Annotated in this window: 14 protein-coding genes; 2 read left to right on the forward strand and 12 right to left on the reverse strand. The window is 42.9% G+C overall.

Going from position 1 to position 12,385, the window contains the following annotated elements; genetic code table 11:
- Positions 1 to 164 precede the first annotated feature (164 nt).
- The 5 genes from dnaJ to NAF17_RS02920 form a co-directional block, all read right to left on the reverse strand.
- Entirely contained in the window at positions 165 to 1,331 is a 1,167-nt protein-coding gene (dnaJ, locus tag NAF17_RS02900) for a molecular chaperone DnaJ (protein WP_252756477.1), read from the reverse strand.
- Positions 1,332 to 1,497: 166 nt separating this feature from the next.
- A complete protein-coding gene (locus NAF17_RS02905; RefSeq protein WP_252756478.1) occupies positions 1,498 to 2,088 on the reverse strand; it encodes a nucleotide exchange factor GrpE in 591 nt (196 codons plus the stop codon).
- Between the two features lie 165 nt (positions 2,089 to 2,253).
- Entirely contained in the window at positions 2,254 to 2,937 is a 684-nt protein-coding gene (locus NAF17_RS02910) for a cell division ATP-binding protein FtsE (RefSeq protein ID WP_252756479.1), read from the reverse strand.
- A gap of 5 nt (positions 2,938 to 2,942) precedes the next feature.
- Positions 2,943 to 3,146, reverse strand: coding sequence for a fructose-6-phosphate aldolase (locus NAF17_RS02915; RefSeq protein WP_252756480.1), 204 nt, complete (start codon positions 3,144 to 3,146; stop codon positions 2,943 to 2,945).
- A 118-nt stretch (positions 3,147 to 3,264) separates the two neighbouring features.
- Positions 3,265 to 4,290: an acyl-CoA reductase gene (locus NAF17_RS02920; RefSeq protein WP_252756481.1), complete on the reverse strand. Its 1,026-nt coding sequence runs from the start codon at positions 4,288 to 4,290 to the stop codon at positions 3,265 to 3,267.
- A 105-nt stretch (positions 4,291 to 4,395) separates the two neighbouring features.
- On the opposite strand from NAF17_RS02920, the gene NAF17_RS02925 reads away from it, so the two are divergent.
- Together NAF17_RS02925 and NAF17_RS02930 are read left to right on the forward strand one after the other, a co-directional pair.
- The gene (locus tag NAF17_RS02925) at positions 4,396 to 4,749 is read left to right on the forward strand and encodes a 4Fe-4S dicluster domain-containing protein (RefSeq protein WP_370340444.1); all 354 of its coding nucleotides are present in this window, start codon (positions 4,396 to 4,398) and stop codon (positions 4,747 to 4,749) included.
- Positions 4,750 to 4,852: 103 nt separating this feature from the next.
- Positions 4,853 to 5,614: a C40 family peptidase gene (locus tag NAF17_RS02930; RefSeq protein ID WP_252756482.1), complete on the forward strand. Its 762-nt coding sequence runs from the start codon at positions 4,853 to 4,855 to the stop codon at positions 5,612 to 5,614.
- Between the two features lie 518 nt (positions 5,615 to 6,132).
- On the opposite strand, the gene NAF17_RS02935 is transcribed toward NAF17_RS02930, so the two are convergent.
- From NAF17_RS02935 to hisC, 7 genes are all read right to left on the reverse strand, one after another.
- A complete protein-coding gene (locus tag NAF17_RS02935; RefSeq protein WP_252756483.1) occupies positions 6,133 to 7,062 on the reverse strand; it encodes a WD40 repeat domain-containing protein in 930 nt (309 codons plus the stop codon).
- Positions 7,063 to 7,103: 41 nt separating this feature from the next.
- The gene (gene hisIE / locus NAF17_RS02940) at positions 7,104 to 7,691 is read right to left on the reverse strand and encodes a bifunctional phosphoribosyl-AMP cyclohydrolase/phosphoribosyl-ATP diphosphatase HisIE (RefSeq protein WP_252756484.1); all 588 of its coding nucleotides are present in this window, start codon (positions 7,689 to 7,691) and stop codon (positions 7,104 to 7,106) included.
- Between the two features lie 101 nt (positions 7,692 to 7,792).
- Positions 7,793 to 8,548, reverse strand: a complete 756-nt coding sequence (gene hisF / locus NAF17_RS02945) for an imidazole glycerol phosphate synthase subunit HisF (RefSeq protein ID WP_252756485.1) — start codon at positions 8,546 to 8,548, stop codon at positions 7,793 to 7,795.
- 130 nt (positions 8,549 to 8,678) lie between these two features.
- Complete coding sequence (locus NAF17_RS02950) at positions 8,679 to 9,428, reverse strand: 1-(5-phosphoribosyl)-5-[(5-phosphoribosylamino)methylideneamino]imidazole-4-carboxamide isomerase (RefSeq protein WP_252756486.1); 750 nt, start codon at positions 9,426 to 9,428, stop codon at positions 8,679 to 8,681.
- Positions 9,429 to 9,431: 3 nt separating this feature from the next.
- Complete coding sequence (gene hisH, locus NAF17_RS02955; RefSeq protein WP_252756487.1) at positions 9,432 to 10,022, reverse strand: imidazole glycerol phosphate synthase subunit HisH; 591 nt, start codon at positions 10,020 to 10,022, stop codon at positions 9,432 to 9,434.
- An 85-nt stretch (positions 10,023 to 10,107) separates the two neighbouring features.
- Complete coding sequence (gene hisB, locus NAF17_RS02960; RefSeq protein WP_252756488.1) at positions 10,108 to 11,256, reverse strand: bifunctional histidinol-phosphatase/imidazoleglycerol-phosphate dehydratase HisB; 1,149 nt, start codon at positions 11,254 to 11,256, stop codon at positions 10,108 to 10,110.
- Between the two features lie 2 nt (positions 11,257 to 11,258).
- Positions 11,259 to 12,332 (reverse strand): histidinol-phosphate transaminase, encoded by a 1,074-nt coding sequence (gene hisC / locus NAF17_RS02965; RefSeq protein WP_252756489.1) that lies wholly within the window; start codon positions 12,330 to 12,332, stop codon positions 11,259 to 11,261.
- Positions 12,333 to 12,385: the final 53 nt, after the last annotated feature.

Consider the following 12,385-nt stretch of genomic DNA (forward strand, 5'->3'; position numbering starts at 1 on the left):
GGGAAATGAAAGAAAAATATAAGGGATAATATAACAAGATGGCGAGAATTAGGTATGCGTTAAAGATACCGTTAGTGAGCTATAAAAACAAAAAAGCCCATGATCAATTTGATCACGGGCTCCTAAAATTTTCGTCGTTTATTTTTCTGCTTTCATCTCAAAACCTATTCAAAATATTCTTTCATCCGTTCGAAAAAGCTTTTTTCGTTTTTGCCGGGGTTGGGTTTAAAGTTTGGTGAGCCTTGTAATTTTTCTAAAGCTTCGCGTTCTTCGCGGCTCAGGGCTTTTGGTGTCCAGATGTTTATGTGGATCAATTGATCGCCGCGGTGGTATGAGTTTACCTCCGGTACGCCTTTGCCTTTCAGGCGCAATATTTTACCACCTTGTGTGCCAGGCTCTAGTTTTATTTTGGCCTTACCATCAATGGTAGGTATTTCTATACTGGTACCTAATGCTGCATCAACAAAGTTTACATGCAGGTCATATATCACATTGTTTCCGTCGCGCTTTAAAGTTTCGTGAGGAATCTCTTCTATCAATATGATCAGGTCTCCCGGTACGCCACCACGTGGGGCTGCGTTACCTTTGCCGCTCATGCTTAACTGCATGCCTTCGCTTACACCGGCAGGTACGTTTATGGTGATGGTTTCTTCGCCACGTACAACGCCGTCGCTATGGCAAACAGTACATTTTGAGGTAATGGTAGATCCTTCGCCGTTACAGGTAGGGCAGGTGCTGGTTGTTTGCATCTGGCCCAAAATGGTATTGGTAACCCTGCGTACAGCACCCTGGCCGCCACAAGTTTTACACGTTTGGAAAGATGATTTATCTTTAGCACCTGTACCGTCACAGGTTTTACATAGAATCTGCTTGTTTACTTTTATTTTCTTTTCGGCACCGTTAGCGATCTCCTCAAGCGAAAGCCTTACTTTAATGCGCAGGTTACTGCCGCGGGCAACCCTGCGGCCACCACCCTGGCGGCCACCGCCGCCACCATTAAAGAAACCTTCGAACGGGCTACCACCACCAAATATATCACCAAACTGGCTAAATATGTCGTCCATATTCATGCTGCCGCCACCGTAACCACCACCATTTGGTGATGACGCGTTGGCAGCGTGGCCAAACTGGTTGTAGCGCTGGCGTTTTTCGGGGTTGCTTAAAACCTCGTAGGCTTCGGCAGCTTCCTTAAACATTTCTTCAGCCTCTTTATCGCCTTCGTTTTTATCGGGGTGATATTTAATAGCCATTTTACGATATGCCTTTTTTATCTCATCAGCCTCTGCGCCTTTGCTAATCCCCAGCACATCGTAATAATCTCTTTTAGCCATTGTTTTTAATTATTTATTTATTGTCCCGATAGCTATCGGGATAGTGAATTGATGATTTCCGCATCACTTATCTTTAACGCTTTGTAATCTGTATTTGAATTAAGAAGGATCTGTTGCCGACTAACTTAATCACTAAATCAGTCATTCACTAAATCACTAATTATCCTTACGCTCCAACAATTACTTTGGCGAAACGGATAACTTTCTCGTTAAGCTCGTAACCTTTTTCCATTTCATCAACTACCTTGCCTTTCATATCGTCAGTCGGGGCAGGGATGTTGGTAATGGCCTCGTGCAAATCAGGGTCAAACGTGGTGCCTATGGATTGCATTTCTTTTAAACCCTTTTGGGTGAGGATATTTTTTAGTTTGTGCTGTATCAAAGCAACACCTTCTTTAACAGGCACAACATCGGTAACCGTATCCATAGCACGTAAAGCGCGTTCAAAATCGTCCAAAACGGGCAACAGGGCAATAATAATGTCCTTACCTTCTGTTTTGCGTACATCTTCGCGCTCCTTGATAGTACGGCGACGGAAGTTATCAAACTCGGCATAAAGCCTTAAATATTTATCATTTGCCTGGGTTAACTCTTCTTTATGTTTTTCCTCGGCAGAAGGGCCATTTTCGGCCTCTGTGGTTTCAGTAGTTTGTTCCTGTCCGTCAGCTTGTCCGTTTTCATTGGTCACTTCGGCGGTATTTTCAGGAGTTTCTGAATTTCCTTTATTTTTTTTCTTTAGCATGTCGTTAAAATTCATAGCAAGTAGTGCTAATCAAGTATCCTGCCATCGGGTTAAACCCGACAAGCTGGCAGTAGTGGTTTGAAAATGTTGTAAATACTGGCAGAAAGTAATGTGGCAGTTAAAAGTGGCAGTGGCAGTATGTTTAAAACTGCTGCTGCTACCTGCAACTGCTACTAAAAACTATGCAATCTGCACGTCCTCTAAAACCTTACCGTTCTCGCATTTGATAATACGCGATGGGAAGGTGCGGATGATATGATAATCGTGTGTGGCAACAACAACAGCGGTGCCGCTTTGGCTAATTTGTTTAAGCAGTAAAACGATCTCTTCAGAAGTATCAGGGTCCAGGTTACCTGTAGGCTCATCAGCTAATATGATCTCGGGATTGTTAAGCAATGCACGGGCAATAACTACGCGTTGCTGCTCGCCGCCCGAAAGCTCATGAGGCATTTTTTTAAGTTTAGAACGCAGGCCAACTTTTTCTAATACATCTAAAATGCGGTCGGTAATTTGTTTTTTATCGTCCCAGCCGGTGGCACGTAATACAAAATGCAGGTTTTGCTCAACAGATCTATCTGTCAATAATTGAAAATCCTGGAAAACTATACCCAGCTTGCGGCGCAGGTAAGGCACATCTTTGGTAGCAAGTTTACTTAACTCGTAGCCACATGCGTGGCCTGTGCCGCTGGTAATGTTCAGATCGCCATAAATAACTTTTAGCAAACTACTTTTACCTGAACCGGTTTGGCCAATAAGCCAAACAAAATCGCCTTTATCAATATGCAGGTTTACGTTTGATAAAACCAGGTGTTTTTGCTGAAAAATATCAACGTTATTTAGTTTTATAATAGAGTTTCCAATCATTTTACTTACAGCTCTAATTTTAATATTTTACCAAAGGGCAGCTCTTTAACAACGCCCATAATGTAGTCATGTTTATCAGAAAGGCCAATTTTTTGTAACGATTTCTCGGGCCTGTCTACCCTAAAGTATGCTAGCAAGGTGAATTTATCGTCCCGCAACTGCACGTAATCTGGTATTTTGGCAACGCCTTTTACTTTTATAATGTACATATTTTTAACTAAAATCTAAAAGCAGAGCGCTTAAAGCTTTAGGTTTCAAATTTACTTTTTTTAGCCGAAAGCCGTATCGTTATTCCGAAATAAGCTTTTTGCTTTTAGCATTCGGCTTTCAGCTTAAGCTCCACAAAAATTCCATCGTATCTACACCATCGGCATAATCTTGTAACCGGGGGTGCTGGCTTTGGCCAAACGTTACCACTTGGTTTTCTGTTTTTATACTAGCATTGGTGACAATGCACTGCAGGTTTTCGCTTTGTTCCTGCAATAATCGTTCGGCTGCTGCAAGATCGGTATAGGTATCGTAAAACAGGCAGGCCAGGGGTGAAGTTAATCGGGTATCCTGTTTCAATAACAGGAAGCCGTTATCCAAATGCAAGTCGCGGTTTACCAGGTAAATAGATTTATTATAATCGTAATTGTTATTGTATTTGTGATGATGGATGATAGGGGCAAAGTGCTCTATCGATTCAAAAAAGAAATTGAATACATAACCCTCGGGCACCAAAAGCTTAGATACATTACGACATCCCAAGCCAAAATAATCAAAAATATCGTGGCCTAAAGCAGCTAACTGCTCTGCTGTTTCATCGCCTGTAAGCAACGCAATACTGTTGCGGTTTTTACGGACGATGTTGGGCACCTTGCCAAAGTAATACTCAAAATAGCGCGATGTATTGTTGCTGCCGGTGGCGATGATAGCGTCAAAATTTTCTAACCTTTCTACTATGCTGTATTTATCGGCATATGAACCATCTATCTCCACCAATTTGTTCAGTACGTATTTGATCAGGCGCGAATCTTGCGAGGAGGCTTTTATAAGCGCATGGTTGCCGGTTGCCAGCACACAAAGCACATCATGGAAGCCCACCAGCGGGATATTGCCGGCAAGTACCAAACCAACTTTTTTGTTGCCACCTTGTGCAATATTGTATTTGCCAATCCATTGCTCCAGGTCGGTTTTGTTAAGCATTTCGCCGTTAGCTTTTACGGCATTTAATACGCTTTGGGGTGTAAACCAGGCGTTGTGCTGGCGTTCGGTCTCTATTACTTCCATTAGTTCATGATCAGGCGCGGCCAACAGTTCCCCCAACGCCGAAAATGTATTTACTATACCCGGAATATTAAATTTTGACATATATATGTTAACGGGCTAAACCCTTAAGGCCTTTTTTTGTTATATTTGCACAACCCGAATTATAGGGCAAAGGTAAATAGAATACTACAAGAATATTTAAATAATATGGCGATTATAATCACCGATGAATGCATAAACTGCGGGGCCTGCGAACCAGAGTGCCCAAACAATGCTATTTATGATGCAGGTGCGGCTTGGCGCTTTAGCGACGGGACAGATTTAAAAGGAATAATTGATTTTGGCGACGGTAATACCTTAAATTCCGAAGAAACTCAGGCTGCATTGTCTGACGATATTTATTATATAGTTCCGGATAAATGTACCGAGTGTGTTGGTTTTCATGACGAGCCGCAATGTGCTGCTGTTTGCCCGGTTGATTGCTGTGTGGATGACGAAGATGTACGCGAAACCGAAGAAGAATTGCACGCCAAAAAAGACTGGTTGCATCAAAACGGATAATTTTAAAATACTTATTAAAAAGGGGAAAGCAGATAATGCTATCCCCTTTTTTGTTTAACAAAAGTTTATAACTACTTTAACGTCATAATCTGTGACTTGATAAATGGAATACGGAATCTGTAATTTAAGCGTTGTACCCTTACGTGCCGAACCAAATGACCGCAGCGAAATGGTGTCGCAAGTTTTGTTTGGAGAAGCCTTCGAGATTTTAGAGTGGAAAGATAAGTGGGTTCAAATCACCACTGCTTATGACAATTATACCGGTTGGATAGATCGTTTACAGTTTGTTATGCTTGGCCACCTGGCTTATAAGCGCCTTGTACAAACACCGCCGCCTGTAACCTTTAGCGCCGTTACCCAAGCCTGGAAAATTATAGATAATACTGTAATTCATCTCCCCGCGGGTGCTTCGCTTGCTTTTTTAGAAGGGACTACAAGTTACATTGGCAATCAAAAATTTGAGATCATAGGCACCATCGGCGATACTAATAGTATATTAAATATTGCCCAATCGTTTTTAAACGCGCCCTATTTGTGGGGTGGCCGCACACATTTTGGGATAGATTGCTCGGGTTTTACCCAGGTAGTTTATAAATTAAGGGGAATAGCTTTAAAACGCGATGCCTCGCAACAGGCAGAACAGGGCGAACTGGTAGAATCGGTACTAAAAGCAAAACCCGGCGACCTTGCTTTCTTCAATAACCCCGAAGGGCGCATCACCCACGTGGGTATTATTATGGGCGGGGGTAAAATAATACATGCCTCCGGCAAAGTTAAGATAGATTCTATCGATACTGAGGGCATCTACTCGGAAGAACTTAAGCGCCATACCCACAGGCTTAAAGTTGTGAAGCGATATTCTTAAAACTCATTTCTTTTTCATTCTTGTTTTTTTTGACCCGTTTTTTTGATCTGCTACTAGCGTAAGCACCATAAGCTACTCTCAAGATCATTAATATGCTTAACCAGCCATCAGTAAAACATTCGGTGCACTTTTTTTAAACCAGTTGCACCATCGTGATTTTGCAAAATTGACCCGGTAACAGTAAGGATACCGTTAACAATAAGATTAACTGTTTTAAACGTGCCCATTGTTACCGAAGCAACAGTTGTAGATATCCTGAATTAATTTGAGCTTGATTAGTAAAAGTGGTGCCGTTTACCCCTATAAAAACGTTGTCTGTTGCAGTAGGTGGGTTTGCGGGTGCCACAGTAGCTGCGCCAATGCGCCAGTTGGCGACGTTGCTCCAGTCTGCGCTTGTACCTCCGCGCCAGTTGTAGGTAGACTGTTATAGTTAAAAATACAATGAATAAAATGAACAGATTGAACCATTGTGAACAAAATGGTAATTATTAATTAAATTTAGAGTTATTGAGAATATTCTAAAAGGTTGTATTCCAAATAACTATCTTTTTGTCATCACCTGCAGAAAGGAGTTGGTCGCCATTCCAGGCCAATTTATTAATTGATAATACATGGCTGGCGTAACCTTTTTCTCTGCTAATAATCTTTCGGAGCTTAAAATCAACCGCATCCCAAATTTTGATGCTCTTATCCATGCTTGCTGTAGCGAAATATGGTTGGGTAGGATGGAAGAGGATATGGTTAACCGCAAATAGGTGCGCGGGAATATTTTGAATTAGCGAATACGTTTTAACATCCCAGATCTTTATCTGTGCATCTCGTGCGCCGGATACGAGGTAATCGCCGGTGGGCGAGTATTGCAAAGAGAATACCGCCATGGTATGGCCTATCAAAGCTTTTATCAGGCTGTAATCTTCCAAGTCGTAAATAACAACGCGGTTATCGCGGCAGCCAAAAGCAATGCGGTTTTCGGAAGGGTTTATGGCAATGCAGCGTATGGTATCGTTTGATACCTTTATGCTATGAAGTAGTTCTAAGGTTTTTAAGCTCCAAACAGATACGGTGCCATCCTCGGATGCTATCAATAGCTCATCTTTTTTGGCTGATGATTTTATATCGAAGATGGGTTTTACGTGATGCCTTAAGCGATGCGTTATCTTTTGCTCGATAAAGTTGAACACCAGCACCTCGCCGCTGCGTAAACCTGCAAACATCAAAGGATAACCCGCAGGGCAATGGATAGCATAAATAGAAGCCATCACCGGGAACATTACTTTAATGAACGAGTTGGTTTCCAGGTTCCATTCAACAAGCCCTTTATCGTTACCCCCGGTAAACAATATGCCGGGCTTTTGAGAAAGCTCCAGGCTAAATATAGGGTTGCTGTGGCCCGTTAATTCTGCTGATTTTTGTACATCCATGCTATAGGTTGATAGTGGATACTTCATGGTGTTTGAGCTGCTATGAACCATAAACTATCCACTATGAACTACTTATGTCTTTCCTCTAAATTCTTTGCTATGCGCTCCAAATTTAAGCCTTTTTCTTTTAGTAGTACCAACAGGTGAAACATCAGATCGGATGCTTCATCAACCAGTTCTGTTTCTGTTTCGTAAAGGGCGGCAATTACCACTTCAACGCCCTCTTCACCAACTTTTTGGGTGATCTTTTTAAGTCCTTTTTTACGCAGTTTGTTGATATACGAATCCTCTTTAGGGTTCTCGTACCTGTCGGTAATGATGTTTTCCAGCTGCATCAAAAAGTTTTGGTTGTACTCTGTTTGGAAACAGCTGCGAGCGCCGGTGTGGCAGGTTGGGCCGTCGGCTTTTACTTTTATCAGGATGGTATCATTATCGCAATCGATATGCATGCTTTTTACATGCAAAAAATTCTGACTGGTTTCGCCCTTGGTCCACAAGCGGTTTTTTGAACGTGAGAAGAAAGTAACGATGTTTTCCTGCACTGTTTTATCGTATGCATCCTGGTTCATATAACCCAGCATCAGCACCTCAAGCGTTTGCTCGTCCTGTATCACTACCGGCACTAAACCGTCTGTTTTTTTAAAGTCGATGTTCATAAGCCCCCTCTAAATCTCCTCCGCTGGTTAGCGAAGAGATTTGTAATTATTGTTGTTAAATTCTTGTTAAGCCCTCCCTTTCGGAGGGTTTGAGTGGGGTTTTACACCCTCACCTCAATATTATTTTCTCTTAAAACCGATTTTAGATCGGGTATCAATATCTCACCGTAATGAAATACCGATGCTGCCAGCGCGGCATCAACGTTTGTTTTTTGAAACACATCCACAAAATGCTGCACCGATCCTGCACCACCCGATGCTATTACGGGGATGTTTACCGTATCGTTCACTAATTTAAGCAAACCGTTATCAAAGCCTGCTTTGGTGCCATCGTGGTCCATGGAGGTAAGCAGTATCTCGCCTGCACCACGGCTTTCGGCTTCTATGATCCAGTCTAAGGTTTGTTTTTCTGTTGCTAAGCGCCCGCCATTCAGATGGACGATATTTTTATCACCAATCACCCTTGTATCAACCGCTATCACCACAAACTGTACCCCAAACGCCTTTGCCAATTCATCAATCAAAGCCGGGTTACGTACCGCGGCAGAATTAATGGAGATCTTATCAGCACCGGCATTAAGCAATGCATCGGCATCGGCAATCTCGTTTATGCCACCGCCAATAGTAAAGGGGATATTAATTTGCCTCGCTACCGATTTTACCAATTCTACCATGGTTTTGCGGCGCTCTACCGTAGCGGTAATATCCAGGAAAACCAGTTCGTCCGCGCCTTGCTGCGAATAGTTCCAGGCAAGTTCTACAGGGTCGCCGGCATCGCGCAGGTCAACAAAGTTCACACCTTTTACTGTGCGGCCGTTTTTAACGTCAAGGCAGGGAATAATTCTTTTAGCGAGCATGATTTTATAAGATCGTTATTTTGAGCTACGAAGCAATCTCTTTGCTATACAGAGCGACGGCTCTGTATAGCAAAGAGATTGCTATGCTACGCTCGCAATGGCGGTTTGGGTATGCGTCTTTCGGACGCGATTATATGGACATCAAAGATTCCAAATTCCAATTTTTAATTTCTTCGATACTGATATGGTTTTCGTAAATGGCTTTGCCTACCACGCAGGCTTCCACCTTTATTTTACTTAGTTCGTCGATGTCAGCCATTGAGCTTACACCACCCGATGCGATAAGTTTGATGAACGGAGAATGGTCAAGCAGTTTGCTATACAAGTCTACACCCGCGCCGCCCAGTTTACCGTCTTTATTAATATCAGTACACAAGAAACGGAAGAAACCAAGCGCCAGGCACTTGTCCACGTAATCCATTAGTTTAATGGGCGAGCTTTCCATCCAGCCTGAGTATTTTATTACTTCGTCTAACACATCAATGGCGATTACCACCTGGTCGCTGCATTTATCGCGGCCACAAACGGCTTTGCTCAAGTCCTCTAAAAAAGATGGGTTAGTAATAGCCTGTGTGCCCACAATAACGCGGTGAACGCCGGCATCTATCAGTTCCTTAACCTTATCAATACTGCGGATGCCACCACCGTATTGCACCTGCATGTCTGTTTTACGGATCACATCAAACAGATATTGCTGGTTGCTAAAATCGTTTTTGGCACCGTTAAGGTCAATTATATGGATGAAGTTGGTACCGTTGCTCTGGTACCTATCTATCATTTCTTCGAGGGTAACATCGTATTCTGTAACCTGCTGATAATCACCTTCGCGCAGGCGCACAACTTTTTTATTCAGAATATCAATGGCAGGAATAATATACATGTTTTATATTTTAGAGAAGTTTTTTAATAATGTTTCGCCATAAGGGCCCGACTTTTCAGGGTGAAATTGCACACCGTAAAAGTTATCATGCCAAATTGATGCCGAAAATTTATTTATGTAACTGGTTGAAGACAAAGTGAATGATTGATCGTACTCAATAAAGTATGAATGTACGAAGTAAAAGTGTGACCCAAGCGGTATATTTTCAAATAAGGGGTTTTCTTTCTCAGCGAACACCTGGTTCCAGCCCGTATGCGGTACTTTAAAACTGTTTTTATGCGGAAACTTTAAGGTTTTGATAGGGAACAGGTTAAGCAAATTAGCATCGGCCTCTTCGCTGTAAGCCGTAAGTAGCTGCATTCCCACACAAATACCCAACGTGGGTTTTTTAAGCGCTTTTATAGCCGGAACCAAGCCTGTTTGTTCCAATTTTCGCATGGCAGCACCCGCATGCCCAACACCCGGAATGATATAACGGTCAAACTGTAGCAGATCGGCCTCGGTGTTCACCATACCATAGCCGATCCCCAGCCGCTCTAAAGCAGCAGTAAGCGAAAAAATGTTCCCGGCGCCATATCGAATTATACCAATCATATTTTTAAAATTGAATCAAGATGTCAAGACCTAAGAATCAAGAATTTTTTGTCCTGATTTTTTTGTTTCCTGTCATCTTGCCTCCCTACAAAAGTCCTTTAGTAGAAGGTAAAACCATTTTATTAACGTCGCGCTTTACGGCCATTTTTATGGCTTTGGCAAAGGCTTTAAATATAGCTTCTATTTTGTGATGTTCGTTTTGCCCTTCGGCTTTAATGTTTAGGTTACATTTAGAGGCATCGCTGAACGATTTAAAAAAGTGGTAGAACATCTCAGTAGGAACGTCGCCAACTTTTTCCCTGTTAAATGCGGCATCCCATACTATCCAGTTTCTCCCGCCAAAATCTATGGCGGCCTGTGCCAGGCAATCATCCATAGGCAGGCAGAAACCATAGCGCTCAATACCCATTTTATTGCCCAATGCGGTAGCGAAAATTTCGCCTAACGCAATGCCGGTATCTTCAATGGTATGATGCTCGTCGATATGCAAGTCGCCTTTTGCGGTAACTTCCAGGTCGATGCTGCCGTGGCGGGCGATCTGGTCCAGCATGTGGTCGAAAAAGTGCAGGCCTGTTGAAACTTTAGCCTCACCCGTACCATCCAGGTTTATTTTGATGCGGATGTCGGTTTCTTTTGTAACCCGGCTGTGCTCAAAAACACGTTGACCCAGCTTTAAAAATTCGTAAATATCATTCCAATCTATGGTTTGCAAGGCTACTACACCGGCAATATCGCTATCTGTTTCAGTTTTAAACTCACCATCGCCCAAACCCGACTTGTTATTTAACCAAATAGCTTTTGCGCCCAGGTTTTTAGCCAGCAGGACGTCGTTCTTACGGTCGCCAATGGTAAATGAATTGATCAGATCGTATTTAGTTGCATCCAGATATTTTGTTAATAAGCCCGTTGCCGGTTTGCGGGTAAGGGCGTTATCAGCCGGGAACGTACGGTCAATAGCCTGATCTGAAAAGTGTACACCCTCGTTCTCAAACGTTTTGAGAATAAAATTATGCACCGGGTAAAAGGTATCCTCCGGGTAAACGGCTGTGCCTAAACCATCCTGGTTTGTTACCATTACTAACTCAAAATCCAATTCGGCGGCAATTTTAGGCAGGTATTGTAAAGCGCCGGGGTAAAACGTCAGCTTCGCGAACGAATCTATCTGCTCATCGGGTGTTTCGTTAATGATGGTGCCGTCTCGGTCAATAAAAAGTACTTTTTGCAGCTTGCTCATTATTATTTGTATTGCTGTAAGGTTTCTATCAGTGTTTTATTTTCATTTGGCGTGCCAATGGTAATGCGCAGGCAGCCCTCGCAAAGCTCCACTTTAGAGCGGTCGCGAATGATGATGCCGTGTTGCACTAAAAAGTCGTAAATGGCTTTTGGGTTGATGGTTTTTACTAAAATGAAGTTGGCATCGGATGGATAAATGTCCAGCACAAAATTAAACTCTTTTAAGGTAAGCACCAGTTTGTCGCGCTGTTCAAGCGTTTCTTTTATCCATAGGTTTACCAGCGATACGTTGTTTAGCGCTTGCAAAGCCAGTTGTTGCGACGCCTCATTCACGTTATAAGGTGGCTTAACCTTGTTCATCACTTCGATGATCTCCTCGCTGGCAAAGGCCATCCCAACACGTAAACCTGCCAGCCCCCAGGCTTTGGAAAGGGTTTGCAGCACAACTAAATTGGCGTACTCGGTCAATTCCTGTATAAAAGTTTTTTGGCGACTGTAATTGATGTAAGCCTCATCTATAATAACCAAACCGTTAAAGTTTGCCAGTAAGGTTTCAATATCATCGCGGTTGATGGAATTGCCCGTTGGATTATTTGGCGAGCAGATAAAGATCAGTTTAGTGTTTTTATCAATAGCTTCGGAAATGCCGTCAAGGTCGAGCTGGTACTCTTCGGTAAGTAATACTTTTTTGGCCTCGATATCATTAATGTTGGCCGATACCTGGTACATGCCGTACGTTGGCGGTACAATTATCACATTGTCTACCCCCGGGTTACAGAAACTGCGAAACAGGATATCGATGGCTTCATCGCTGCCATTGCCCAAAAAGATGTTGCGGGCAGGTACGCCTTTAATTTCGCTCAGCTTCATCTTTACCTGGTACTGCAAAGGGTCGGGATAGCGGTTGTAGGCCTGTTCCAAAGGCGAACCGAACGCGTTTTCGTTAGCATCCAAAAACACACTTGCCTCGCCCGTATACTCATCACGTGCGGATGAGTAGGGGGTTAGGTTTTTGATGTTTTCGCGTAATATGTTGTTTAACTCGAACATTGTATAGTCTTTAGTTCCGTCCGTCATTGCGAGGTAGCCTCACCCGGCCCTTTCCAAAGCAGGGGTTCTATTGTTTTTAA

Source organism: Mucilaginibacter aurantiaciroseus (genome assembly GCF_024055595.1).
GTDB classification, from domain to species: domain Bacteria; phylum Bacteroidota; class Bacteroidia; order Sphingobacteriales; family Sphingobacteriaceae; genus Mucilaginibacter; species Mucilaginibacter aurantiaciroseus.

Excerpts from the sequence above, each read along its gene's own strand:
- dnaJ (WP_252756477.1), bottom strand. The coding sequence starts at position 1,331 with ATGGCTAAAAGAGATTATTACGATGTGCTGGGGATTAGCAAAGGCGCA.
- NAF17_RS02905 (WP_252756478.1), bottom strand. The coding sequence starts at position 2,088 with ATGAATTTTAACGACATGCTAAAGAAAAAAAATAAAGGAAATTCAGAA.
- NAF17_RS02910 (WP_252756479.1), bottom strand. The coding sequence starts at position 2,937 with ATGATTGGAAACTCTATTATAAAACTAAATAACGTTGATATTTTTCAG.
- NAF17_RS02915 (WP_252756480.1), bottom strand. The coding sequence starts at position 3,146 with ATGTACATTATAAAAGTAAAAGGCGTTGCCAAAATACCAGATTACGTG.
- NAF17_RS02920 (WP_252756481.1), bottom strand. The coding sequence starts at position 4,290 with ATGTCAAAATTTAATATTCCGGGTATAGTAAATACATTTTCGGCGTTG.
- NAF17_RS02925 (WP_370340444.1), top strand. The coding sequence starts at position 4,396 with ATGGCGATTATAATCACCGATGAATGCATAAACTGCGGGGCCTGCGAA.
- NAF17_RS02930 (WP_252756482.1), top strand. The coding sequence starts at position 4,853 with ATGGAATACGGAATCTGTAATTTAAGCGTTGTACCCTTACGTGCCGAA.
- NAF17_RS02935 (WP_252756483.1), bottom strand. The coding sequence starts at position 7,062 with ATGAAGTATCCACTATCAACCTATAGCATGGATGTACAAAAATCAGCA.
- hisIE (WP_252756484.1), bottom strand. The coding sequence starts at position 7,691 with ATGAACATCGACTTTAAAAAAACAGACGGTTTAGTGCCGGTAGTGATA.
- hisF (WP_252756485.1), bottom strand. The coding sequence starts at position 8,548 with ATGCTCGCTAAAAGAATTATTCCCTGCCTTGACGTTAAAAACGGCCGC.
- NAF17_RS02950 (WP_252756486.1), bottom strand. The coding sequence starts at position 9,428 with ATGTATATTATTCCTGCCATTGATATTCTGAATAAAAAAGTTGTGCGC.
- hisH (WP_252756487.1), bottom strand. The coding sequence starts at position 10,022 with ATGATTGGTATAATTCGATATGGCGCCGGGAACATTTTTTCGCTTACT.
- hisB (WP_252756488.1), bottom strand. The coding sequence starts at position 11,256 with ATGAGCAAGCTGCAAAAAGTACTTTTTATTGACCGAGACGGCACCATC.
- hisC (WP_252756489.1), bottom strand. The coding sequence starts at position 12,332 with ATGACGGACGGAACTAAAGACTATACAATGTTCGAGTTAAACAACATA.